The 24,035-nt window shown below is 59.0% G+C and carries 20 protein-coding genes; 12 read left to right on the top strand and 8 right to left on the bottom strand.

Going from position 1 to position 24,035, the window contains the following annotated elements; genetic code table 11:
* Positions 1–90 precede the first annotated feature (90 nt).
* Positions 91–1,227 carry an acyl-CoA dehydrogenase family protein gene (locus BFL40_RS22225; RefSeq protein WP_071485946.1) on the bottom strand — a complete coding sequence of 379 codons (1,137 nt, stop codon included), beginning with the start codon at positions 1,225–1,227 and terminating at the stop codon, positions 91–93.
* Positions 1,228–1,447: 220 nt separating this feature from the next.
* Here BFL40_RS22225 and BFL40_RS22220 point away from each other — a divergent pair, with 220 nt between their 5' ends.
* Entirely contained in the window at positions 1,448–2,368 is a 921-nt protein-coding gene (locus BFL40_RS22220; RefSeq protein ID WP_174555609.1) for a GlxA family transcriptional regulator, read from the top strand.
* A 47-nt stretch (positions 2,369–2,415) separates the two neighbouring features.
* Here BFL40_RS22220 and zapE read toward each other — a convergent pair whose 3' ends face one another.
* From zapE to BFL40_RS22205, 3 genes are all read right to left on the bottom strand, one after another.
* Positions 2,416–3,510: a cell division protein ZapE gene (gene zapE / locus BFL40_RS22215; RefSeq protein WP_071485944.1), complete on the bottom strand. Its 1,095-nt coding sequence runs from the start codon at positions 3,508–3,510 to the stop codon at positions 2,416–2,418.
* 78 nt (positions 3,511–3,588) lie between these two features.
* Entirely contained in the window at positions 3,589–4,944 is a 1,356-nt protein-coding gene (locus tag BFL40_RS22210; RefSeq protein ID WP_071485943.1) for a tryptophan--tRNA ligase, read from the bottom strand.
* A 24-nt stretch (positions 4,945–4,968) separates the two neighbouring features.
* Positions 4,969–5,598: an alpha/beta hydrolase gene (locus BFL40_RS22205; protein ID WP_071485942.1), complete on the bottom strand. Its 630-nt coding sequence runs from the start codon at positions 5,596–5,598 to the stop codon at positions 4,969–4,971.
* Between the two features lie 147 nt (positions 5,599–5,745).
* Between BFL40_RS22205 and BFL40_RS22200 the strand changes: the two genes are divergently transcribed.
* The gene (locus BFL40_RS22200; RefSeq protein WP_071485941.1) at positions 5,746–6,183 is read left to right on the top strand and encodes a Z-ring associated ZapG family protein; all 438 of its coding nucleotides are present in this window, start codon (positions 5,746–5,748) and stop codon (positions 6,181–6,183) included.
* A gap of 71 nt (positions 6,184–6,254) precedes the next feature.
* Here the strand turns inward: BFL40_RS22200 and BFL40_RS22195 are convergent, their stop codons facing one another.
* The 3 genes from BFL40_RS22195 to BFL40_RS22185 form a co-directional block, all read right to left on the bottom strand.
* The gene (locus tag BFL40_RS22195) at positions 6,255–7,976 is read right to left on the bottom strand and encodes an ABC transporter ATP-binding protein/permease (protein WP_071485940.1); all 1,722 of its coding nucleotides are present in this window, start codon (positions 7,974–7,976) and stop codon (positions 6,255–6,257) included.
* Between the two features lie 100 nt (positions 7,977–8,076).
* A complete protein-coding gene (locus BFL40_RS22190; RefSeq protein ID WP_003171731.1) occupies positions 8,077–8,637 on the bottom strand; it encodes a response regulator transcription factor in 561 nt (186 codons plus the stop codon).
* Positions 8,630–9,892: an ATP-binding protein gene (locus BFL40_RS22185; RefSeq protein ID WP_071485939.1), complete on the bottom strand. Its 1,263-nt coding sequence runs from the start codon at positions 9,890–9,892 to the stop codon at positions 8,630–8,632. Before BFL40_RS22185 ends, BFL40_RS22190 begins: the two co-directional genes overlap by 8 nt.
* Before the next feature lie 206 nt (positions 9,893–10,098).
* Between BFL40_RS22185 and BFL40_RS22180 the strand changes: the two genes are divergently transcribed.
* The 10 genes from BFL40_RS22180 to BFL40_RS22135 all read left to right on the top strand — a co-directional run bounded on the left by BFL40_RS22180 (position 10,099) and on the right by BFL40_RS22135 (position 23,504).
* Entirely contained in the window at positions 10,099–10,815 is a 717-nt protein-coding gene (locus BFL40_RS22180; protein ID WP_071485938.1) for an SIMPL domain-containing protein, read from the top strand.
* A gap of 89 nt (positions 10,816–10,904) precedes the next feature.
* Positions 10,905–12,506: an ABC transporter substrate-binding protein gene (locus tag BFL40_RS22175; RefSeq protein WP_071485937.1), complete on the top strand. Its 1,602-nt coding sequence runs from the start codon at positions 10,905–10,907 to the stop codon at positions 12,504–12,506.
* Between the two features lie 258 nt (positions 12,507–12,764).
* Complete coding sequence (locus BFL40_RS22170) at positions 12,765–14,393, top strand: ABC transporter substrate-binding protein (protein ID WP_071485936.1); 1,629 nt, start codon at positions 12,765–12,767, stop codon at positions 14,391–14,393.
* Between the two features lie 330 nt (positions 14,394–14,723).
* Entirely contained in the window at positions 14,724–16,301 is a 1,578-nt protein-coding gene (locus BFL40_RS22165; protein WP_408003983.1) for an ABC transporter substrate-binding protein, read from the top strand.
* 170 nt (positions 16,302–16,471) lie between these two features.
* The gene (locus BFL40_RS22160) at positions 16,472–17,869 is read left to right on the top strand and encodes an OprD family outer membrane porin (protein WP_071485934.1); all 1,398 of its coding nucleotides are present in this window, start codon (positions 16,472–16,474) and stop codon (positions 17,867–17,869) included.
* Between the two features lie 80 nt (positions 17,870–17,949).
* Entirely contained in the window at positions 17,950–19,548 is a 1,599-nt protein-coding gene (locus BFL40_RS22155) for an ABC transporter substrate-binding protein (RefSeq protein WP_071485933.1), read from the top strand.
* A 73-nt stretch (positions 19,549–19,621) separates the two neighbouring features.
* Positions 19,622–20,632: an ABC transporter permease subunit gene (locus BFL40_RS22150; RefSeq protein WP_071486157.1), complete on the top strand. Its 1,011-nt coding sequence runs from the start codon at positions 19,622–19,624 to the stop codon at positions 20,630–20,632.
* Positions 20,633–20,642: 10 nt separating this feature from the next.
* On the top strand, positions 20,643–21,554 hold the full coding sequence (locus BFL40_RS22145) for an ABC transporter permease subunit (protein WP_071485932.1): 912 nt from the start codon (positions 20,643–20,645) through the stop codon (positions 21,552–21,554).
* Between the two features lie 10 nt (positions 21,555–21,564).
* The gene (locus tag BFL40_RS22140) at positions 21,565–22,533 is read left to right on the top strand and encodes an ABC transporter ATP-binding protein (RefSeq protein WP_071485931.1); all 969 of its coding nucleotides are present in this window, start codon (positions 21,565–21,567) and stop codon (positions 22,531–22,533) included.
* Complete coding sequence (locus BFL40_RS22135) at positions 22,533–23,504, top strand: peptide ABC transporter ATP-binding protein (protein WP_071485930.1); 972 nt, start codon at positions 22,533–22,535, stop codon at positions 23,502–23,504. Before BFL40_RS22140 ends, BFL40_RS22135 begins: the two co-directional genes overlap by 1 nt.
* 109 nt (positions 23,505–23,613) lie before the next feature.
* On the opposite strand, the gene BFL40_RS22130 is transcribed toward BFL40_RS22135, so the two are convergent.
* Positions 23,614–23,871 (bottom strand): hypothetical protein, encoded by a 258-nt coding sequence (locus BFL40_RS22130; protein ID WP_071485929.1) that lies wholly within the window; start codon positions 23,869–23,871, stop codon positions 23,614–23,616.
* Positions 23,872–24,035 lie beyond the last annotated feature (164 nt).

Genomic DNA, 24,035 nt, shown 5'->3' with positions numbered 1-24,035 from the left:
GCTCTGCGTCACGACCTTAAAGCGGACGCGGAGCGTCCAGTGCGGCATTCCCACGCGGAGCGTGGGAACGATCGGCACACCACAAAACCTTCAAAGCGCCCGCGCAATAATCTCCTTCATGATCTCGTTAGTCCCCGCATAAATCCGCTGCACCCGCGCATCCGCCCAGGCCCGCGCGATCGGGTATTCCCACATGAAGCCGTAGCCGCCGTGCAGTTGCACGCACTCGTCGAGCACTTTGCATTGCAGGTCCGTCGCCCAGTACTTGGCCATCGCAGCCGTGGGCACGTCGAGCTTGCCCTCCAAATGCAGCGCCATGCATTTGTCCACAAATACGCGACCAATCTGAATCTCGGTGGCCATCTCCGCCAGCTTGAACCGGGTGTTCTGGAAATCGGCAATCGCCTTGCCGAACGCCTTGCGCTCGCGGGTGTAGTCCAGCGTCCACTGCAGCCCAGCCTCAGCGGACGACAACGCACCAATCGCCACAGTCAAACGCTCCTGCGGCAACTCCTGCATCAAATACGCGAAGCCTGCGCCCGCCTGCCCCAGCAGGTTCTCCTTGGGCACCCGCACGTCCTGGAAGAACAGCTCCGAAGTGTCCTGAGCCTTCATGCCGACCTTTTCCAGGCGCTTGCCCTTGTCGAATCCCGGCGTGTCGGCTTCCACCAGAAACAGGCTGGTACCCTTGGCACCGGCCTTGGGATCGGTCTTGGCCACGACAATCACCAGGTCAGCAAGATAGCCGTTGGTAATAAAAGTCTTCGAACCATTGATCACATACTCATCACCGTCCAGAACCGCAGTGGTCTTGACCCCTTGCAGGTCGGAACCGGCACCCGGCTCGGTCATTGCGATGGCCGTAACCTTCTCGCCGGAGATCAATTTGGGCAGGTATTTGTGCTTCAGCGCTTCGCTGCCGTAATGCAGGATGTACGGCGCAACAATGTCCGAATGCAGGGAAAAACCAATGCCGGTCAAACCCAATCGGCTGATCTCTTCGATCACCACCGCACTGTACAAAAAGTCCGCGCCCAGGCCGCCGTATTCCTCCGGCAGATGGGAACACAACATGCCCGCCTCCCCCGCCTTGTTCCATAGATCACGGTCGATATAACCCTGTTTTTCCCACTGCCCATGGAACGGTGCAGCGTGCTTTTCGAGGAAGGTTCGCACGCTCTCGCGGAAGAGTTCGTGCTCCGAGCTGAACAAGGTTCTGGGGATCATGGGTCACCTGCGTGGATTGTCGGACAAGGACGAGTCCACAGAGACTATGCCGCGAAGGCGTCACGGGACACTGGACACATGCGACAAAAAATAAGACGATCCAGCCGTCTGGTGACCACTTTCCCCTATAAGAATAAATGAAATTATGTCTAACCAAATCTCCACGCCCTTGCGGCGCGTCAGCATTTTGGCCATTGATCGGGTATTCGCTTCCACCCTCATGCAAGCCAAGGATTTCTTCCATCTCGCCAGCCTGCGGTATGGCAAGCAACAAGGCCTGGGCCTGACCCCGGCGTTTGAAACGCGCCTGGTCAGCCCGGACGGGCAATCGGTGCGCAGCTTCAGTGATGTGATCATGCCGGTGGACGGCGGCCTGGAAAACGCCGACATCATTGTGTTGCCGGCCTTCTGGGATGATTTCGACGCCCTGTGCACCCGATATCCGCAAGTGCTGCCGTGGCTGCGCGAACAACACGCACGCGGCGCGGTACTGTGCGGTGAGGCCACCGGGGTGTTCTGGCTCGCCGAAGCAGGGTTACTCGATGGCAAGGAAGCGACCACCTACTGGCGTTTTTTCAACGCCTTCAGCGAACGCTTCCCCAAGGTGCAGCTCAACCAGGACAAGCACCTTACCGACGCCGACAACCTGTATTGCGCTGGCGGCACCACCTCCGCCTGCGACCTCTATATTTATCTGATCGAACGCTTCTGCGGCGCCAACATCGCCCAGGCCGTGGCCCGCGACATTCTCTATGAAGTGCAACGCAGCTACTCGCCGGGACGCATTGGTTTTGGTGGCCAGAAGCTGCATCAGGACGTGATTATCCTGCAGATCCAGCATTGGCTCGAAGAGCATTTCGCCGACAAGTTCCGCTTCGAAGACGTCGCCCGGGAACACGGCATGAGCATTCGCAACTTCATGCGCCGCTTCCAGACAGCCACCGGTGACAAGCCCCTGCACTACTTGCAGCGCTTACGTATAGAGACCGCCAAGGGCTTGCTCTCGGCCAGCCGCAAAAGCATCAAGACCATCAGTTACGAGGTGGGTTACGACGATGCGAGCTTCTTTGCGCGGTTGTTCAGGCAGCACACCGAGCTGTCGCCTAACCAGTACCGCCAGCAGTTCCAACAGGCCGCGTAAGCACATGATCGTTCCCACGCTCCGCGTGGGAACGCCCGTGCATGTGCTTAAGGCTTGTGCCCGCGCGACAGGAACTCGTGGGATTGCATTTCCAGCAGGCGGCTCAGCGTGCGTTGGAATTCGAAGTTCAAGCGACCGCCGGTGTAGAGGTCCTTGAGCTCGACTTCCGCCGAGATGATCAACTTGACGTTACGGTCGTAGAACTCGTCGACCATGTTGATAAAACGGCGCGCAATGTCATCAGTGGTAACGCTCATCTGTTCAACGCCGCTCAAGATCACCGCGTGGAAGATCTTGCCCAGTTCGATGTAGTCGTTCTGGCTGCGCGGGCCGTCGCACAATGCACGGAAGTCGAACCAGGCCACGTCATCGCAAGTGCGCAATGCGATGATTTCGCGGTTCTCGATCATCAACTTGTCGTTTTCCACCGCCTGAGTGCATTCCGGCGTCAGGGCGCGGAAGCTTTTGCGCAGGCTCTCGTGCGCCGCTTCGTTCAGCGGAAAGTGGAACAGCTCCGCCTGCTCAAGGTGACGCAAGCGGTAGTCGACACCGCTGTCGACGTTGACGATCTCGGTGTTCTGCTTGATCAGCGCGATGGCCGGCAGGAAGCGTGCACGTTGCAGGCCATCCTTGTACAAGCCGTCAGGCACGATGTTCGAGGTGGCGACCAGGGTCACACCGTTTTTGAACAGCTCTTCCATCAGCGTGCCGAGGATCATGGCGTCGGTGATGTCGGAGACAAAGAATTCATCGAAGCAAATCACCCGTGCTTCGTCGGAGAAGCGCTTGGCGATGATGGTCAGCGGGTTTTTCTCTCCCGGCAGGGTCTTCATCTCTTCGTGCACACGCTTCATGAAGCGGTGGAAGTGCGTGCGGACCTTTTCCCTGAACGGCAGCGCTTCGAAGAAAGTGTCTACCAGGTAGGTCTTGCCCCGGCCAACGCCACCCCAGAAATACAGGCCTTTAACCGGCGTGTGGTCTTTCTTGCCAAACAGCTTGCTGAACATCCCTGGTTTGCTTTGCGAGGCCGCGACCAGGTCGTCGTACAGGCGCTGTAAATGACGCACCGCATTTTCCTGGGCTGCGTCATGGAAGAATTCAGGGCGTTTCAGATCAGCTTGATATCGTTCTAGGGGCGTCATAATTCGTTAGCAAGGCAACAAAAACGGGCCGCCACTGTAACGACGGCCCTGGATAATGGCAATCAACCCTTGGTCGGGTTAATCCTCGATTGGGGTCAACGCAACGCGCAAGGCAGCGATGGCGGCATCGCGCGATGCACCGTCGGCGAACTCGGCACTGTCGGCCACGACATCACCGTCCAGCCATACGCTGAAGCTCAGGGCTTCAGTGCGCACGTCCAACGCGTCGCCGCTTTGCAACTGCTTGGTCACCGCGCCAGCCGCTTTGCCGTCGGCAAAATTGCGCGACAACAGCAGTTGTTCTCCATCGGCCGCCAACAGGCGGAAGCGGAAGCTGCCGTCGTCTTCGCGGAAGCTCACAAAACGCGCAGCTTTAGCGGCTTTCTTCTTGGTCGCGACCGGCGCCGCAGCCTGCTCGACGAACGAACGCAGGCCCACCGCTTCACGCAGCTCGGCCAGGAACGGTGCCGCCACGGCACGGGCTTTCTTGGCACCGATCAGCAACAGGTCTTCCATGTCCGAAGGGCGCGACATCAGTTGGTGGTAGCGCTCACGGGCCTCGCCCAGTTGCTCGTCCAGCAGTTGGAACAGACGGTTCTTCGCCTCACCCCAACCCAGGCCCTGCAACAGCTCAGCGCGGAACTCTGCTTCCTGTGCCTTGCTGGCAAATGCCTGGAACAAGGTGAACAGGTGCGAGTTGTCCGGGTCCTTGGCCTCGCCGGGCGCGCGGGAGTCGGTGACGATCCGCGAGATGGCGTCTTTCATGTCCTTGGCGCTGGTGAACAACGGGATGGTGTTGTCATAGCTCTTCGACATCTTGCGACCATCCAAGCCCGGCAAGGTGGCGACGCTTTCTTCGATCAACGCCTCAGGCATGGTGAAGAATTCTTTACCGTTGCCGAACAGGTGGTTGAAGCGCTGGCCGATATCGCGGGCCATTTCCACGTGTTGGATCTGGTCGCGGCCAACCGGCACCTTGTGCGCGTTGAACATCAGGATGTCCGCCGCCATCAGCACCGGGTAGCTGTACAAACCCATGCTGATGCCCGCATCCGGGTCTTCGCCGTTTTCCACGTTCTTGTCCACCGACGCCTTATAAGCGTGGGCGCGGTTGAGCAGGCCTTTGGCGGCGACGCAGGTCAGCAGCCAGGTCAGCTCGGGGATTTCCGGGATGTCGGACTGTCGATAGAAGGTCACCCGGTTCACATCCAGGCCACCGGCCAGCCAGGTCGCGGCGATTTCCATACGCGAGCGCTGGATGCGCTGCGGGTCATCGCATTTGATCAGGGCGTGGTAGTCGGCCAGGAAGTAGAAGGAATCGGCATTGGCGTCCTGGCTGGCGAGGATCGCCGGGCGGATCGCACCGGCGTAGTTGCCCAGGTGCGGCGTGCCGGTGGTGGTGATGCCGGTGAGGATACGGGTACGAGTCGTCATGGGTAATCGCTTATCAGACTGCTATCAATTCGAGAGGCGCGGCAGCACCAGATCCTTGAGATCGGTGAGCTTGCCATGAAAAAAGTGTCCGCATTCTGCCACTTTCAGAAGCGTATGGGGGCGTTTCAGGGCGGCGGACCAGTCGTAGACGGTCTGCGGATCAACCACTTCGTCGGTTTCCGGCTGGATCAAGGTCAATGGGCAGCCTTGAGGCAACACGTCGGTGTCGCGCAGGCGCATCACTGCGGCGGCGACCATGAACAGGTGCGCGAGCTTTTCGCCCTTGGCTTCAAGACGCCCGCCGAGGCTGGCAGCCACATAGCCGCCGAATGAAAAACCGAGCAAGGTGATCGGCAGGTCGGGGTGCTTTTCCCGCAGCCAGGTGGCAGCCGCTTCGGCATCGTCCACTTCACCGGTGCTCATATCGTGGGTGCCGGCACTCGCGCCAACGCCACGGTAGTTGAAACGTAACGTAATCAAACCCGCATCACGAGCAGTGCGCTGCAGGGTCGATACGACTTTATTGAGCATGGTCCCACCCTGCACCGGGTTAGGGTGGCAAATCAGCGCCAGGCCACGTGGTTCGGGGTGATCCAGGTACAGGGCTTCCAATTGGCCTACCGGGCCATCGATCAAAACGGGGGTTTCACGCATGAGCAAGGAATGAACTCCGTGACCTCTCAAAGGGTCGACTCGTCTAGCTAAAAGTCTGTGCATGGCATCATTGCGAGCTTAATCGCGGTATACAGCGCAGGTCCGAGCCGTTAACGTAAAGCAAAGCCGTTTATAGAGGAAGGACTCGTGGAACACTCGCTCTTAGTTTGGTTGTTGCCGACTCTCGCCCTGGTTGCCGGTGTCGCCATTGGATTCCTGGTTGCTCGCCTGCTGCCGAATGCCGCGCCTAACCGCACGCAGCGTCAGCTGGATGACATTCAGGAACGTTTTGACAGTTATCAGAACGAGGTTGTTACCCACTTCAACAGCACCGCGACCCTGGTCAAGAAACTCACCCAGAGCTACCAGGAAGTACAGGACCACCTCGCCGATGGCGCCAACCGCCTGGCCCTCGACGACATCACGCGTCAGCGCCTGCTGGCCGCGCTGCATTCCGATACACCGCAAGCGCCACGGGAACGCCTGACCCCACCCCGGGAAAATCAGGAGCCACCACGGGACTACGCGCCAAAAACGCCGAACGCCCCAGGCATGCTGGATGAGCATTACGGCTTGAAGAAGTAAGTCATTTTCAAGCACTAAAAAAGCCCGACTGATCGATGATCAGCCGGGCTTTTTTGTGGGTGTTCACTCCATCAGACCGGCTGCTCCTGCAACAACCCACTCTCAATCCGAACATGCCGCCCATGGAAGCGTTTGAGGCTGCTGCGATGGCCGACACTGACGATGCTCAGCCCCGGCAACTCATCGATCAACGCTTGATACAGCGTCGCCTCATCCTCTTCATCCATCGCCGAAGTCGCCTCGTCCATGTACAGCCACTGCGGTGCAAACAACAACGCTCGTGCAAAAGCCAAACGCTGCTGCTCGCCCGGCGAGAGCATGCGCTGCCAATGGTTAGCTTCATCCAAACGCGCGACCAGATGCGGCAAACGGCAAGTCTCCAGGACCTGTGCATAACGTTCTGTCGGGTAGATGCTGTCGTCCTGTGGATAACTCAAGGCAGCCTTCAAGGTGCCAATCGGCAAGTAAGGCTTCTGCGGCAGGAACAAATAACGCGCAGCCGGCAGGCGAATGCTGCCGTGACCTGCCGGCCAAAGGTGACCCATCGCCCGCAGCAAGGTACTTTTACCGCTGCCGGAACGGCCGCTGAGCATGACTCGCTGACCCGGTTCCACGGTCATGTCGGCATCGGTGAGCAAGTGGCGGCCGTCGGCCAGATCCATGCCCAGATCCTGCACCACCAGCCGCTCGCCCTCGGGGCGTACATCGATTGCCGGGGCACGTTGCTCGTTGTCACTCATGGCCTGATGGAAGCTCAATAGACGATCGCTGGTAGCGCGCCACGAAGCCAATTCCGAATACGCGCTGATAAACCAGCTGAAGTTTTCCTGCACGTTGCCGAACGCCGAGTTGATTTGCATCAGCTCGCCCAGCTCGATCTTGCCGGTAAAGTAGCGCGGCGCGGCGACGATAAACGGGAAGATGATTGCGATCTGGCTGTAGCCGGCGGTGAAGAAAGTCAGGCGTTTGGACACTTTCATGATGTCCCAGAAGTTGTGCCACACCTGACCGAAGCGCGTGCTCAAGCGCTGCTTTTCATTCGGCTCGCCATTGTACAGAGCGATGCTTTCGGCGTTCTCACGCACCCGAACCATGGAAAAACGCAGGTCCGCCTCGAAACGTTGTTGTTGGTTGCTCAAGCCGATCAAGCGACGACCTATCAGGTGCGTCAGCCAACTGCCTACGGCGGCGTACAGCAGCGCACACCAGAACATATAACCGGGGATGGTGATGCCAAAAACTTCGATACTGCCCGACACGCCCCACAGGATGATCGAGAACGACACCAAGCTGACCACGTTGCGCAGCAACCCTAGCCCAAGGCTCAAAGTGCTGGAAGTGAAGTTGTTAAGGTCTTCGGAAATCCGCTGGTCCGGGTTATCGGTATAGCCGCCCTGCTCCAGCTGGTAGTAGTTTTTGTCCGCTAGCCAGCGCGCGAAGTGTTTTTCGGTGAGCCAGGCACGCCAGCGGATGGTCAGCATCTGGGTCAGGTAGAGGCGGTACACCGCGCCGAGAATGGCCACGGCAGCGATCCCGCCGAAATAGCCAATCAGTTGCCAGAAGGCAGCCGTGTCCTTTTTCTCCAGAGCGTTGTAGAAATCCTTGTACCAGTGGTTGATCCACACGGAGATCGCCACACTGAACAGCGACAGGCCGATCACTGCGGCCAGCAACAACCAGGCCTTGCCCTTCTCTTCACTGCGCCAATAGGGCGTGATCATCGCCCAGGTTCGGCGGAAAAATTGCCCACGCACCGCGTCGTTGACCGCGCAATACTCAGCGTTCTGATTCATCGTTCAGGCTCGGTAGGGAAAAAATGACAGGCGTTTGAACCGATCATAGACGATCGGTTCAGGGCTCCGTGCAGCCTGAAGCAGATTGTTCAGACTTCGTTCAGCGCCGTACCGGACGCTTCTGCAGCTTGCGTTGCAGGGTGCGGCGGTGCATGCCCAGGGCGCGGGCAGTGGCGGATATATTGCCTTCGTGTTCGGTCAGCACGCGCTGAATATGCTCCCACTGCAGACGGTCCACCGACATCGGATTTTCCGGCACCAGGGTGTCGAGGTCAGCGTGCTCGGACAGCAAGGCGGCCAGCACGTCGTCGGCATCGGCCGGTTTGCACAGGTAGTTGCAGGCGCCACGCTTGATGGCCTCGACGGCGGTGGCAATGCTGGAATAACCGGTGAGGATCACCACGCGCATTTCCGGGTCGAGTTCCAGCAGTTTGGGCAGCAGCACCAGGCCGGAGTCGCCGTCCATTTTCAGGTCAAGCGCGGCGTAGTCCGGTAAGTCGGCCTGTGCAATGGTCAGGCCCTCTTCGGCCGAGCCTGCGGTGCTCACGCGAAAACCACGACGGCTCATGGCACGCGCCATGACGCGGGTAAAGGTGGCGTCGTCATCTACCAGCAACAGGTGCGGCAGTTCTTCGCCTTCGACTTGGATCTCGTCACTCATCGATATCTCCTCGTGCGACACGGGGCAGGCGCAGCTCGGTGAGCGTGCCACCTTCCTCATGACTATAGAGCTTCACTGAGCCGCCCGCGCGAGTCACGCTGGCCTTGCTCAAAAACAGGCCCAGGCCGAAGCCTTTGCCCTTGGTGGTAAAGAAGGGTTTGCCGATCTGCTCGGCAATCGCCAGCGGCACGCCTGCACCGTGGTCACGAATACTGATGGTCACGTTTTCCGCGTCCCAGTCCAGTTGCACGCCCAAACCCTCGGGGCAAGCGTCGGCGGCGTTGTTCAGCAGGTTGAGCAAGGCTTGGGTCAAGTCCGGCGGCGGCGCCATGCGCGGCACACTGCCCTGACCCAGCAAATGGAAGCGGTAGCTGGCTTCAGGGCGCATCAAATGCCAGCGGTTCAGGGCCTCGTCGAGCCACTGGGTAACGTCCTGCATCTCCACCGCCAGGCGGCGATTGGCTTCAGCGGCGCGCACCAGTTGCTGCAAGGTGTGCTTGCACTGCTTGACCTGCTCGCGCAGCACGCCGAGATCCTCTTGCAACGCCGGGTCATGGTGATCCTGAGCCATTTCGTTGAGCAGCACGCTCATGGTGGCCAGCGGCGTGCCCAGTTCATGGGCGGCGCCGGCGGCCTGGGTGGCGACGGCCAGCAGTTGCTGGTCACGCAGGCCCTCTTCGCGGCGAATGGCGCGCAACTCCTCTTGGCGGCGCAGCTCTTCGGCCATGCGTGCAGCGAAGAAAGTAATGACTGCGGCGGACAGCGCAAAACTCAGCCACATCCCGTAGATCTGCAGGTTTTCCCGGGCGATGGGGAAGGTTTGCAAGGGATAGAACCGCGCCAGCAGCAAGGTGTACAGAGTCAGCGCTATACCTGACAACACCACCGAGTAGCGCCATGGCAAAGTCACGGCAGCGATGGTCAGTGGCACCAGGTAATAAGAAACAAACGGGTTGGTGGAACCGCCGGAGAAATAAAGCAACACACTGTGGATAAACAAGTCGCAGGCCAGTTGCAGGGCATACTCCAACTCGGTCACCGGCCACGTGGTGCGCAGCCGAATGGCGGTGAACACACACAGCACGATGGAGAAACCGAGGGTCACGCCCAGTTGCAGCCAGGGCAACGGCAACAGGTCGAACCAATACGCGAGCCCGACGGAGCCGGCCTGTGCGGCCAGTACCAAGGTGCGAATGAACGTCAGGCGCCAAAGGTTCTGGCGTGTGGCGGAAGTCAGTTTTACGGCGGCGAGCATGAGCTCTCCCGATGAGCGCTGCAGGCGGATCGGCAGGAGTATAAACGAAGCAGACCTGCTGGCACGGCATGTGTGGCTCTTTGACGCAGGCTTGGCAAATGACCGTTCGTCGGCACCCCGACAACTTGTAGGTAATGTGTAAACCCGAAGAACCCGATGCCACCGTCTACAGTCATACCGAACACGAACACCCTTAAGGAGCTTCCATGTCTCGTTTCACTCGCAGTGCAGCTGTTATCACCCTCAGCGTTGGCGCCCTTGCCAGCCTCCCGGCAATCGCCGCCGATGCGCTGAATTACAACCAGATTTCCCTGCGCGCCGAGGTCAGCCAGGAGGTTGCCCGCGACAAGATGATCGTCACCCTTTACACCGAGTCCCAGAACAGCGACCCGGCCAAGCTCGCCGCCGAAATCACCACCACCATGAACAAGGCGTTGGGCGAGGCACGCGAAGTCAAAGGCGTGACCCTGCGCCAGGGCAGCCGTAACAGCTACCCGATCTACGACAACAAGAACCAGAAGATCACCGGCTGGCGTGAGCGCGCTGAACTGCGCCTGGAAAGCGCGGACTTCCCGGCACTGTCCAAGCTCACCGGTGACCTGCTGAACACCCTGAAAATGGAAAACATGGACTTCGCCATCGCCGACAGCACGCGTAAGTCCAGCGAAGATGCGCTGCTCAAAGACGCCGTTGCCGCGTTCAAGGCTCGTGCGCAACTGGCCACCGACGCGCTGGGCGGCAAGGGTTACAAGATCGTCAACCTGAACTTCAACACCAATGGTTACCCACAACCGTACGCCCGAAATGGCGGGATGATGATGAAAGCGGCTATGGCGGATTCAGCGCCGACGCCTGAAGTGGAAGCCGGCACCAGCCAAGTCAATATGAGCGCCGACGGCGTGATTGAAGTGCAGATGCAGTGACCTCTACCTGACAAACCTGAACGGCGGTAACCTCGGTGACCGCCGTTTTCGTTTGGGCGGCTTATATGCCTGCCACTTCAGGGGTCTCCATGGAAAGAATCGCCATCAAACCGCTCCTCCTCGCCGCAGGCCTCCTGGCCTTTATGCCAATGGCCCACGCGGCCAGCACCTTGGTCTACTGCTCCGAAGCCAGCCCTGCCGGTTTCGACCCCAGCCAGTACACCAGCGGCACCGATTTTGATGCCTCCGCCGAAACCGTGTTCAACCGCCTGACCCAGTTCAAGCGTGGCGGCACCGAAATCGAACCCGGCCTGGCGACGAGCTGGGATGTATCCAAAGACGGCCTGACCTACACCTTCCACCTGCGTGATGGCGTCAAGTTCCACACCACGGATTTCTTCACCCCTACCCGCGATTTCAACGCGGATGATGTGTTGTTCACCTTCAATCGCCTGCTGGATGCCGACAGTCCATTCCGTAAGGCCTACCCATCCGAGTCGCCGTATTTCACCGACATGGGCTTGAACACAACGATCAAAAGCGTCGACAAACTCGACGACCACACCGTGCGTTTCAACCTGAACAATGTCGATGCTTCGTTCGTGCAGAACCTGGCCATGAGTTTTGCCTCGGTGCAATCCGCCGAATACGCCGCCCAGCTATTGAAGGAAGGCAAAGCCGAGGAGATCAATCAGAAACCGGTCGGCACCGGGCCGTTCGTGTTCAAGCGTTACCAGAAAGACTCGCAGATTCGCTACGTCGCCAATAAACAGTATTGGAAGCCTGAGGATGTGAAGCTGGATAACTTGGTGTTCGCGATCACCCCGGACGCCGCCGCACGCTTGCAGAAACTCAAGGCCGGCGAATGCCAGGTCAGCGGCTACCCACGCCCCTCCGACATTGAAGTGATGAAACAGGATCCGAACCTGCGCGTGCTGCAACAAGCCGGTTTCAACCTGGGCTTTCTGGCCTACAACGTGACCCACCCACCGCTGGACCAGCTCAAGGTGCGTCAGGCCCTGGACATGGCCATCGACAAACCGGCAATCATCAAGGCTGTGTACCAGAGCGCCGGGCAATTGGCGCAGAACGCACTGCCACCAGCGCAGTGGTCTTATGACCCGAATATCAAGGACGCGCCTTACGACCCGACCAAGGCGCGGGCGCTACTAAAAGAAGCAGGGGTTGCACCAGGTACCACCATCAATCTCTGGGCGATGACCGTTCAGCGCGCCTCAAATCCCAATGCGCGAATGTCCGCACAAATGATCCAGCAGGATTGGGATAAAGTCGGTATCAAAGCCAACATAATCAGCTATGAGTGGGGCGAATACATCAAGCGCGCCAAAAATGGCGAGCACGACGCGATGATTTATGGCTGGACCGGAGACAATGGCGACCCGGATAACTGGCTCGGCGTGCTCTACAGTTGTGCTGCGGTCAAGGGCAGCAACTACGCTAAATGGTGTAACCCCGCCTACGACAAACTCGTGCAGCAGGCCAAGGTCAGCAACGACCGCGAGCAGCGCATCAAGTGGTATCAACAGGCACAAAAAATCCTTAAGGAACAAGTACCTATAACGCCTATTGCGAACTCGACGGTTTTCCAGCCACTTCGCAAGGAAGTGCATGACTTCAAGATCAGCCCTTTTGGGCTCACGCCGTTCTACGGTGTCAGTCTAGATAAGTAACAGAGTCGCCCCAACCGAGTGCGCAAAACGCCTCGGTTGAGCCCTTTTGGTGCACCTCGCGCACCGAAAAAAACGCCCATATATACGCATTTGTGTAGGAACTTTCATAAATGCGACATTCCTGTACGTTCGTACCACAGTTTCACTCTTGCAACGGTTCAGCATCTTGCAATGGGTATGGCCCCTGCATAAGTATCCGCAGGCCGACTCACGAGGTCGCCCTCACCACCAAAAATGACAACAAATCATGAGGCCAACATGCTTAAACACGCAGTCCTTCCGCTTTTAGTGAGTGCTGGCCTTATGGCCGCAGCTCCTTTCGCCCACGCGGCGACTAACCTGGTGTTCTGCTCCGAAGGGAGCCCGGCCGGTTTTGATCCAGGCCAGTACACCACCGGAACAGACTTCGATGCTTCGGCCGAAACCATGTTCAACCGTCTTAGCCAGTTCGAACGTGGCGGCACCGCCGTTGTTCCTGGCCTGGCCACCAGCTGGGACGTTTCCCCGGATGGCCTGACGTACACCTTCCACCTGCGCGACGGCGTGAAGTTCCACACCACCTCGTACTTCAAACCGACTCGTACCTTCAATGCCGATGACGTGCTGTTCACGTTCAACCGCATGATCAACAAGGACGACCCGTTCCGCAAAGCCTACCCCACCGAGTTCCCGTACTTCACGGACATGGGGATGGACACCAACATCAAGAACATCGAGAAAGTCGATGACCACACCGTCAAGTTCACCCTTGGCACCGTGGACGCCGCTTTCATCCAGAACCTGGCAATGAGCTTCGCTTCGATCCAGTCCGCTGAATACGCAGCCCAGCTGTTGAAAAACGGTACGCCACAGGACATCAACCAGAAGCCGATCGGCACTGGCCCGTTCGTGTTCAAGAGCTACCAGAAAGACTCGAACATTCGTTACACCGGCAACAAGGACTACTGGAAACCGGATGACGTGAAGATCGACAACCTGATCTTCGCCATCACCACCGACCCGTCGGTACGTATCCAGAAACTCAAGAAAAACGAATGCCAGATCACCCTGTTCCCACGTCCGGCCGACCTTAAGGCGCTGGGCGACGACAAGGACCTGAAACTGCCGCACCAGGCCGGTTTCAACCTGGGTTATATCGCTTACAACGTCATGCCTGTTTTGAAAGGCCAGACCGCGCCTAACCCACTGTCCGACCTGCGCGTACGTGAAGCTCTGGACATGTCGGTGAACAAGCAGCAGATCATCGATTCCGTGTACCAGGGCGCCGGTCAGTTGGCCGTCAACGCCATGCCGCCGACCCAATGGTCCTACGACACCACCATCAAAGATGCGCCGTACGACGTGGCCAAGGCCAAGGACCTGCTCAAGCAGGCCGGCGTTAAAGAGGGTACCGAAATCACCCTGTGGGCCATGCCGGTTCAACGTCCGTACAACCCGAACGCCAAGCTGATGGCTGAGATGCTGCAGAACGACTGGAAACAGATCGGCCTGAAGGTCAACATCGTCAGCTACGAATGGGGCGAGTACATCAAGCGTTCCAAAGGCGGCGAGAACCAGGCCATGATCATTGGCTGGAGCGGCGACAATGGTGACCCGGACAACTGGCTGAACGTGCTGTTCGGCTGCGACTCGCTGGCCGGTAACAACTTCTCCAAATGGTGTGACAAGAAATTCGACGGCGTCGTAAAAGAAGCCAAGGCAACGTCGGATGTCGCCAAACGCACCGAGCTGTACAAGCAGGCGCAACATATCCTCAAAGACGCAGTCCCGATGACACCTATCGCGCACTCGACGGTGTATCAACCCATGCGCAACAACGTACAGGACTTCAAGATCAGCCCGTTTGGCTTGAACTCCTTCTACGGCGTGAGCGTAAGCGGCAAGTAAGGATCAATAACGGCGACGTTTCATAACGTCGCCGTTATTGCATCCGCCTGGACCATAGGAAACAGACCACACCCGCAACCGTTGCCGTCCTACGGCAACGAGCTGCGATTCGTGCCTCCGTTACCTACAAGGTCAGTCAGATTCGGCGCATTTACTGCGAGGTCTACGACCCATAACGTCGTAGGACAGCAGCAGCATCAATCTGATGGGCACTTGCTGTATGTGGGATCAGTGATGTCTCCCGGGCTCCATGCCTGGGTGATTGCTCGCTGATGACAACTACAAACAAGGATCGGGATCGTCATGCGCCATACCACCGTTCTATCCGCAATGTTTGCCACCAGCCTGCTGGCTGTGGCCACGATGGGCCAAGCCGCCGAGAAAAAGAGCCTGGTGTTCTGCTCTGAGGGCAGCCCGGCAGGTTTTGACACTGCGCAGTACACCACCGCCACCGACAACGATGCGGCCGAGCCGCTGTACAACCGCCTGGTTGAGTTTGAAAAGGGGGCGACTAACGTGGTGCCTGGGCTGGCAACCAAGTGGGATATTTCGCCAGATGGCCTGACCTATACCTTCCACCTGCGTGAAGGGGTGAAATTCCACAGCAATAAGGAGTTCAAGCCGACCCGCGACTTCAACGCCGACGACGTGCTGTTCACCTTCAACCGCATGCTTGACCCCGACCACCCGTTTCGCAAGGCCTACCCCACTGAGTTTCCGTACTTCAACGGGATGAGCCTGAACAAGAACATTGCCAAGGTCGAGAAAACCGACCCGCACACCGTGGTGATGACCCTGAACACGGTCGACGCCGCGTTTGTACAGAACATCGCCATGAGCTTTGCCTCGATCCTGTCGGCCGAGTACGCCGAGCAGTTGCTCAAAGAAGGCAAGCCCAGCGATATCAACCAGAAGCCGATCGGCACTGGCCCATTTGTGTTCCAGCGCTACCAGAAAGACTCGCAGATTCGTTATGTGGGCAACAAACAGTACTGGGACCCGAGCCGGGTCAAGCTGGATCAACTGATCTTCGCCATCAACACCGACGCCTCGGTGCGGGTGCAGAAACTCAAGGCCGGCGAGTGCCAGATCACTCTGCATCCTCGCCCAGCCGACGTCGACGCCCTCAAGGCCGACCCGAAACTGCAACTGCTGACCAAACCCGGTTTCAACCTGGGCTATATCGCCTACAACGTGCGCCACAAGCCCTTCGACCAGCTCGAAGTGCGCCAGGCGCTGGACATGGCGGTGAACAAACAGAGCATCCTGAATGCCGTGTACCAGGGCGCCGGGCAGTTGGCGGTCAACGCCATGCCGCCGACCCAATGGTCCTACGACGACACCATCAAGGATGCCGCCTACAACCCGGAAAAAGCCAAGGAACTGCTCAAGGCCGCCGGCGTGAAGGAAGGCACCGAGATCACCCTCTGGGCGATGCCGGTGCAACGACCGTACAACCCCAACGCCAAGCTGATGGCTGAAATGCTGCAAAGCGACTGGGCCAAGATCGGCCTCAAGGTCAAGATCGTCAGCTACGAGTGGGGCGAATACATCAAGCGCACCAAGAACGGTGAGCACGACATCAGCCTGATCGGCTGGACCGGCGACAACGGTGACCCGGACAACTGGCTAGGCACCCTCTACAGCTGCGACGCCATCGGCGGAAACAACTACTCCATGTGGTGTGACACGGCGTACGACAAGCTGGTCAAGCAAGCCAAGGTCGTCACCGACCGCGAACAAAGGACTGTTCTGTACAAACAGGCGCAGCAACTGCTCAAGCAGCAGGTGCCGATCACGCCAGTCGCCCACTCGACGGTCAACCAGCCGTTAAGCGCCAAAGTCGAAGGATTCAAAGTGAGCCCCTTCGGCCGCAACGTGTTCTCGGGCGTCAGTATAAACCCATAAGAAAATAACCGGATTGCGGAGAGCGAAGTTGGCTCTCCGGCAAACGTGCAGCCTTTTGTTGGGAATTTTCCTACGGCAAACGTTTGCAAAGGCTTGAACGAGTTACACACCCAATAGCCGGTTCACCTAAAAAGACCGGCATTAAAAAGAGAACCAAAGGAGCTTCATCCATGAAACTGAGTAGCAAAGCGCTTCTGGCCCTGGCCATCAGCAGCATCACGGCGACCGCCTACGCTGACACCCAAAGCCAGGACTTCGTCCCCACCACATTGGCCGGCACCAGTGCCCAAAGCGAGGCCAAGGGCTTTATCGATGGAGCAAGCCTGGGCGGTACCACCCGTAACTGGTTCTCCAACGAACAAAAATTCCGCGGTGGCAAATTCACCTACCAAAAGCACGGTGAAGCCCGTACCGACGCCTATCGTACCAACTGGGTACAAGGCACCATCCTCAACGGCACTTCGGGCTTTACCCAAGGCACCGTTGGCGTGAGTACCGAATTGGCGGTCTACAACGCCCTGGTTCTGGACCGTAGCGCGCGCGACATCAAGGGCGGCTCCAACCGGACCCTGGCTGATCACAATGGTGATGCTGTCGACCAGTGGAGCAAACTGGGCCTGGCCAACGTGAAGTTCCGTGTTTCGAACACCACCTTGACCGCCGGTCGCCAGAACTTCAGCAGCGGTATCGTCGACACCATCGGTAACCGTGCCCTGCCTTCGAGCTTTGAAGGTGTGAGCTTCAACAGCGAAGAATTCAGCAACCTGTCGTTCCAGGGCGGTATCTTCGATCGCGTTTCGCCACGTACCGAGCAAAGCCTGTCGAAGTTCCGTTCCGAGTACGGTAATGGCCAGACCACCGACAAAGTCAAAACCCTGGGCTTCAACTACCAGCCGTTCAAAAGCCTGAAAACCAGCGTCTTCGCCGCCAATGTTGAAGACTTCTGGAACCAGTACTACGTCGGCGCTACCCATGAACTGGGTGACAGCAACGTCCTGGGCCTGACCACCGGCCTGAACTACTACAAAACGACCGATACCGGCAGCAAGAAGATGGGCAAGATCGACAACGACACGTACTCGTTGTCGCTGGGCCTGACTCACCAAGCCCACAGCCTGACCTTCTCCTACCAGGCCATCAACGGTGACGAGTACTTCGACTACCTGCACGAAACCAACGGCATCTACCTGGCCAACTCCCTGACGTCCGACTTTAACGGACCGAACGAGAAGTCCTTCCAAATTGCCTACGGCCTCAACATGGCTGAATACGGCGTGCCAGGCCTGAAGTTCAACGTCTACTCGGCACGCGGCTGGGGCATCGACGGCACTCACTACACCGGCACCGCCTACGGCACAGCCGGTGAAGCACGTAGCGACCTGCGTCTGATGAACGGCGAAACCCACCAGGAATACGGCATCGGCACCTCTTACGCGATCCAGAGCGGCGCACTCAAGGCCACCACTATTCGTGGTACCTATGTGACCCACCGCGCCAGTGCTAACCAGGCTGACGGCAACATCCGTGAGTTCCGTCTGGTAACCACCATCCCGTTCAACATTCTTTAATTAGCGCCAGGTAGACGGCGGGCTCAGGACGAGCCCGCCGTCTACGCTTGTCTGGTTCAATCGATTGCAGAGGGCTCTTAATGAAAATGCTCCCGCTACAAGCTGCCATTGCTGCTGCGCTGTTGAGCGTTGCGATCGGCATTTCGGCCAAACCGCTGGTGGTCTGCACCGAAGCCAGCCCGGAAGGTTTCGACCCGGTCCTGTACACCACGGCCGTCACCGCTGACGCCGCCGCGGAAACCATGTTCAACCGCCTGGTGGACTTCAAGCCCGGTACCACCGAAGTGATTCCTGCACTGGCCAAAGCCCTGCCGGACATCAGCGCCGATGGCCTGACCTACACCTTTCACCTGCGTGACGACATCAAGTTCCACACCACCGACTACTTCAAACCCACGCGCAACATGAACGCCGACGACGTGCTTTGGAGCTTCCAGCGCCAGCTGGACCCGAATCACCCGTGGCATAACAAGTCCAACGTGGGCTACCCGTACTTTGAGAGCATGGGCTTCAAGGAACTGCTCAAGAGCGTAACGAAGACCGACGATCACACCGTTGTCTTCACCCTGACCCGTCCTGAAGCACCCTTCCTGGCCGACCTGGCCATGGCGTTCTCCTCGATTCACTCCGCCGAATACGCCGACCAGTTGCTCAAGTCCGGCAAGACCGATGACCTGAACGCCAAGCCGATCGGCACCGGACCGTTCATCTTCACCCGCTACGCCAAAGACGCCCAAGTGCGTTTCAAGGCCAACCCGGAGTACTTCCGTGGCAAGCCGCCGGCTGACCCGCTGATCCTGGCGATCACCACCGACAACAACGTGCGCTTGCAGAAGCTCAAGGCCAACGAGTGCCAGATCGCGCTGTACCCCAAGCCGGATGACGTGCCGAGCGTCAAGGCTGACCCGAACCTGAAGGTCGATGAACTGGCGGCAATGACCACCAGCTACACCGCCCTGAACACCACCCACAAATACATGAGCGACGCGCGGGTACGTCACGCGATCAACATCGCGTTCGACAAGGCCGGTTACACCGACGCCTTGTACGGCAAAGGCAACGCGGTGGTGGGCACCGGCCCGTATCCGCCGACCCTGCTGGGCTTCAACGACAAGCTGAAGAACCCACCGCGTGACCTGGACAAGGCTCGCGCCCTGCTCAAGGAAGCCGGCGTACCGGAAGGTACCGAATTCACCCTGTTCACCCGTAACGGCGGTGGCCCGACCAACCCTAACCCGATGCTCGGCGCCCAGCGTATGCAGGCGGATTTGGCCCAGATTGGCTTGAAGGTCAATATCAAGGTCATGGAATGGGGCGAAATGCTCAAACGTGCCAAAGCAGGCGAGCACGACATGGTTTCTGCCGGCTGGGCGGGGGATAACGGGGACCCGGACAACTTCCTCACCCCTAACCTGAGTTGCGATGCAGCGAAAAACGGCGAAAACTACGCCCGCTGGTGTAACAAAGAGTTTCAAGACTTGATCGACAAGGCACGCGCAATCGCTGAACCCACCCAACGCGCTGCACTCTATGAACAAGCACTCGACGTTTTCGGCAAGGACCAACCATGGATTCCCATGGCTTACCCGAAAATGTTCACCGCCATGCGCAAAAACGTCGAGGGTTATACCCAAAGTCCTCTGACGACAAATAACTTCGCCACCACCCAGGTGAAGTAATAAGAGACGCTCGGCACCGTCGACACTGACGGTGCCGAACCTGCCTAACCGGCTGATTGAGGTACACAACAAGATGTTTAGTTTTATTGCCCGCCGATTGGGATTATTGATCCCCACGTTTTTCGGCATCACGTTGCTGACGTTTGCGTTGATTCGCATGATCCCCGGCGACCCCGTCGAAGTCATGATGGGCGAACGACGAGTCGACCCCGAGATGCACGCACAGGCAATGGAACGCCTTGGCCTTAACAAGCCGCTGTATGCGCAATACTTTGATTACGTAGGCAAACTCGCCCACGGCGACCTGGGTGAATCCCTGCGTACCCGCACCAGCGTGTGGACCGAATTCACCGCCCTCTTCCCCGCGACCCTGGAACTGTCCATGGCCGCCCTGCTGTTCGCCGGTGTCCTGGGCCTGTTGGCCGGGGTGATCGCGGCCTTGAAACGAGGATCCCTGTTCGACCATGGGGTGATGGGCATCTCCCTCGCGGGATATTCGATGCCGATCTTCTGGTGGGGCCTGATTCTGATCATGTTCTTCTCGGTAAGCCTGGGTTGGACCCCGGTTTCCGGGCGTATCGACCTGCTCTATGACATCGAGCCGCGCACCGGCTTCATGTTGATCGACACCCTGCTGGCTGACGAGCCGGACGCGTTCTTCGACGCCCTGCACCACCTGATCCTGCCGGCCATCGTGCTTGGCACTATCCCTTTGGCGGTGATCGCGCGGATGACCCGTTCGTCGATGCTCGAAGTACTGCGCGAAGACTACATACGCACCGCCAAGGCCAAAGGCCTGTCGCCGGCGCGCGTGGTATTCGTGCACGGCCTGCGTAACGCGCTGATCCCGGTACTCACCGTGGTCGGCCTGCAAGTCGGCACCCTACTGGCCGGTGCGGTCCTGACCGAAACCATCTTCTCGTGGCCCGGCATCGGCAAATGGCTGATCGAAGCCATTGGCGCGCGGGACTACCCGGTGGTGCAAAACGGCATCCTGCTGATCGCCTGCTTGGTGATCCTGGTGAACTTCGTGGTGGATATCCTCTACGGCTTCGCCAACCCACGCATCCGTCACCAGCGCTGAGATCATGACCATGACCACACCTACTCAAGCGGTAGCAGTCGATCAAAGCCTGCTGTACCCGTCCCCGTACAAAGAATTCTGGCAAGCCTTTTCCAAGAACAAAGGCGCGGTTGCCGGCCTGTTGTTCATGCTGCTAGTGGTGTTTTGCGCGCTGTTCGCCCCCTGGGTGGCACCGCATAACCCGAGCGAGCAATACCGCGACTTCCTGCTGACCCCGCCAGCCTGGCTGGAAGGTGGGCAGATGCAGTTCCTGCTCGGCACCGACGAACTGGGCCGTGACTTGCTGTCGCGCCTGATCCAGGGCTCACGCCTGTCCTTGCTGATCGGCTTGTCGTCGGTGGTGATGTCGCTGATCCCGGGCATCCTGCTGGGTCTGTTCGCCGGGTTCTTCCCGCGCCTGCTTGGCCCAACCATCATGCGTTTGATGGACATCATGCTGGCCCTGCCGTCGCTGCTGCTGGCCGTTGCCATTGTCGCAATCCTCGGCCCTGGCCTGATCAACACCGTGATCGCCATCGCCATCGTGTCCCTGCCGTCCTATGTCCGCTTGACCCGTGCTGCGGTGATGGGCGAACTGAACCGCGACTACGTGACTGCCGCCCGCCTCGCGGGTGCCGGCCTGCCACGCCTGATGTTCATCACCGTGCTGCCTAACTGCATGGCGCCGCTGATCGTACAGGCCACCTTGAGTTTCTCTTCGGCGATTCTCGATGCCGCAGCCCTGGGCTTCCTTGGCCTTGGCGTACAACCGCCAACCCCTGAGTGGGGCACCATGCTGGCTTCGGCCCGTGACTACATCGAACGCGCCTGGTGGGTGGTAAGTCTGCCTGGTTTGACCATTTTGCTCAGCGTGCTGGCAATCAACTTGATGGGCGACGGCCTGCGCGATGCGCTGGACCCGAAACTCAAGAACGCCGCCTGAGGAGATTCCCATGTCACTGTTAGAAATCAAGAATCTCAATGTGCGCTTCGGCGACAAGACCGCCGTACCGGTGGTCGATGGCCTAGACATCTCCGTCGATAAGGGCGAAGTACTGGCAATCGTTGGCGAGTCGGGCTCGGGTAAATCCGTGACCATGATGGCGCTGATGGGCCTGATCGAGCATCCCGGCATCGTCACCGCCGACGCCCTGAACTTCGATGGCAAGGACATGCTCAAGCTGAGCAACCGCCAGCGTCGGCAGATCGTCGGTAAAGACCTGGCGATGGTGTTCCAGGACCCGATGACCGCGCTGAACCCCAGCTACACCGTGGGTTTCCAGATTGAAGAAGTGCTGCGCCTGCACCTGAAAATGTCCGGCAAGCAAGCGCGCAAGCGTGCTATCGAGCTGTTGGAAAAAGTAGAAATCCCGGGCGCTGCCAGCCGTATGGATGCCTACCCGCACCAACTGTCCGGCGGTATGAGCCAGCGTGTGGCCATCGCCATGGCGATTGCCGGCGAGCCGAAGCTGCTAATCGCCGACGAACCGACCACTGCGTTGGACGTGACCATCCAGGCACAGATCATGGAACTGCTGCTGGCCCTGCAGAAAGAGCAGAACATGGGCCTGGTGCTGATCACCCACGACCTCGCCGTCGTGGCCGAAACTGCCCAGCGCGTGTGTGTGATGTACGCCGGCCAAGCCGTGGAAGTCGGCCAAGTGCCGCAGTTGTTCGACATTCCGGCACACCCGTACAGCGAAGCGTTGCTCAAGGCGATCCCCGAGCACAGCCTCGGCGCCTCGCGCCTGGCCACGCTGCCGGGTATCGTTCCCGGTCGCTACGACCGCCCGCAGGGTTGCCTGCTGTCGCCGCGTTGCCCGTATGTGCAGGAATCCTGCCGTGCCCAGCGCCCCGGCCTTGATCCGAAAAGCAACAGCCTTGCGCGCTGCTTCTACCCCTTGAACCAGGAGGTGGCGTAATGGCCGTCGTTCTTACCGCCCGCGACCTCACCCGTCACTACGAAGTGTCCCGTGGCCTGTTCAAGGGTCACGCCCTGGTACGCGCACTGAATGGCGTGTCCTTCGAGCTGGAAGCCGGCAAAACCCTCGCCGTGGTAGGCGAGTCGGGCTGCGGCAAATCCACCCTGGCCCGCGCGCTGACGTTGATTGAAGAGCCGTCTTCGGGCTCGCTGAAAATCGCCGGTCAGGAAGTAACCGGTGCCGACAAAGCCCAGCGCAAGCAACTGCGAAAAGACGTGCAGATGGTGTTCCAGAGCCCGTATGCCTCGTTGAACCCACGCCAGAAAGTCGGAGATCAACTCGGCGAGCCGCTGCTGATCAACACCAACCTGTCCGCTGCTGAGCGCCGCGAGAAAGTGCAGGCGATGATGAAGCAAGTGGGCCTGCGCCCTGAGCATTATCAGCGCTACCCACACATGTTCTCCGGTGGTCAGCGCCAACGGATCGCCTTGGCCCGCGCGATGATGCTGCAACCTAAAGTGTTGGTGGCGGATGAACCGACCTCGGCGTTGGACGTATCGATCCAGGCCCAGGTACTGAACCTGTTCATGGATTTGCAGCAGGAATTCAACACCGCCTACGTGTTCATCTCCCACAACCTGGCGGTGGTACAACACGTCGCCGATGACGTGATGGTGATGTACCTCGGCCGCCCGGTGGAAGTGGGCCCCAAGGACGACATCTACGCCCGCCCGCTGCACCCGTACACGCAGGCGTTGCTGTCGGCCACCCCGACCATCCACCCGGACCCGAACAAGCCGAAAATCAAGATCGTCGGCGAACTGCCCAACCCGCTGAACCCGCCACCAGGCTGCGCCTTCCACAAGCGCTGCCCGTACGCGACCGCGCGGTGCAGCAGCGAGGAGCCGCAATTGCGCGCCCTGGATAACCGCCAAGTGGCTTGCCACTACGCGGAGCAGTTCGTGGCCTGACCCGCAAAGAAATGCCCTGAGTGATTAGTCCCAGGGCATCGCTTGAGTTCTACCGCCCCACCCGTCGGATTGCGCATCAATCCGGCAGGCGGGGCTTTTTTATGGCGACTTACGTATCGCTGTCACTGTCGCTGTCATCATCAGGTGGAGCTTGCTGGTCGTCGTCATCCTTGGAACCGCCCTGGTCCTCATCACCGGCTTCGGATTCCGACTTGGCCAGTTGCAGGCCCTTGCCTTGTGTCGTCTGCACCGTCGAAAAGCCCGCCTGGCTGCCCTGCGCCGGGTTATGTGCCCAGGCTGTCGACATCCCCAACGACAACAGCACCAGCACCTTTAACAGCAGCACTACTCGTTGAAAAATACTCATGGTCGATTTCCGTCCAGTCAGTAGGTGAAACCGCACGACAGTCTTTTACCGTCGCCAGGGTAGAAGCTAGTCCCAATGCCGGGATTGCGCCAGGCTTCGCCCTGGGCGAGATCAAAATGTGAGAGCCGCCTTGCCTGAGATGGCAGTCTGCCAGCCAACCTGTT

Origin of the sequence: Pseudomonas costantinii (assembly GCF_001870435.1) — a bacterium.
GTDB lineage: Bacteria > Pseudomonadota > Gammaproteobacteria > Pseudomonadales > Pseudomonadaceae > Aquipseudomonas > Aquipseudomonas costantinii.
Note: the sequence above shows the minus strand (reverse complement) of the source record. Positions and strands in the feature narration are given on the sequence as shown.

Excerpts from the sequence above, each read along its gene's own strand:
- BFL40_RS22220 (WP_174555609.1), top strand. The coding sequence starts at position 1,448 with ATGCAAGCCAAGGATTTCTTCCATCTCGCCAGCCTGCGGTATGGCAAG.
- BFL40_RS22155 (WP_071485933.1), top strand. The coding sequence starts at position 17,950 with ATGAAAATGCTCCCGCTACAAGCTGCCATTGCTGCTGCGCTGTTGAGC.
- BFL40_RS22140 (WP_071485931.1), top strand. The coding sequence starts at position 21,565 with ATGTCACTGTTAGAAATCAAGAATCTCAATGTGCGCTTCGGCGACAAG.
- BFL40_RS22205 (WP_071485942.1), bottom strand. The coding sequence starts at position 5,598 with ATGCGTGAAACCCCCGTTTTGATCGATGGCCCGGTAGGCCAATTGGAA.
- BFL40_RS22225 (WP_071485946.1), bottom strand. The coding sequence starts at position 1,227 with ATGATCCCCAGAACCTTGTTCAGCTCGGAGCACGAACTCTTCCGCGAG.
- BFL40_RS22150 (WP_071486157.1), top strand. The coding sequence starts at position 19,622 with ATGTTTAGTTTTATTGCCCGCCGATTGGGATTATTGATCCCCACGTTT.
- BFL40_RS22190 (WP_003171731.1), bottom strand. The coding sequence starts at position 8,637 with ATGAGTGACGAGATCCAAGTCGAAGGCGAAGAACTGCCGCACCTGTTG.
- BFL40_RS22130 (WP_071485929.1), bottom strand. The coding sequence starts at position 23,871 with ATGAGTATTTTTCAACGAGTAGTGCTGCTGTTAAAGGTGCTGGTGCTG.
- BFL40_RS22185 (WP_071485939.1), bottom strand. The coding sequence starts at position 9,892 with ATGCTCGCCGCCGTAAAACTGACTTCCGCCACACGCCAGAACCTTTGG.
- BFL40_RS22145 (WP_071485932.1), top strand. The coding sequence starts at position 20,643 with ATGACCACACCTACTCAAGCGGTAGCAGTCGATCAAAGCCTGCTGTAC.
- BFL40_RS22210 (WP_071485943.1), bottom strand. The coding sequence starts at position 4,944 with ATGACGACTCGTACCCGTATCCTCACCGGCATCACCACCACCGGCACG.
- BFL40_RS22135 (WP_071485930.1), top strand. The coding sequence starts at position 22,533 with ATGGCCGTCGTTCTTACCGCCCGCGACCTCACCCGTCACTACGAAGTG.
- BFL40_RS22165 (WP_408003983.1), top strand. The coding sequence starts at position 14,724 with ATGTTTGCCACCAGCCTGCTGGCTGTGGCCACGATGGGCCAAGCCGCC.
- BFL40_RS22160 (WP_071485934.1), top strand. The coding sequence starts at position 16,472 with ATGAAACTGAGTAGCAAAGCGCTTCTGGCCCTGGCCATCAGCAGCATC.
- BFL40_RS22170 (WP_071485936.1), top strand. The coding sequence starts at position 12,765 with ATGCTTAAACACGCAGTCCTTCCGCTTTTAGTGAGTGCTGGCCTTATG.
- BFL40_RS22195 (WP_071485940.1), bottom strand. The coding sequence starts at position 7,976 with ATGAATCAGAACGCTGAGTATTGCGCGGTCAACGACGCGGTGCGTGGG.
- BFL40_RS22175 (WP_071485937.1), top strand. The coding sequence starts at position 10,905 with ATGGAAAGAATCGCCATCAAACCGCTCCTCCTCGCCGCAGGCCTCCTG.
- zapE (WP_071485944.1), bottom strand. The coding sequence starts at position 3,510 with ATGACGCCCCTAGAACGATATCAAGCTGATCTGAAACGCCCTGAATTC.
- BFL40_RS22180 (WP_071485938.1), top strand. The coding sequence starts at position 10,099 with ATGTCTCGTTTCACTCGCAGTGCAGCTGTTATCACCCTCAGCGTTGGC.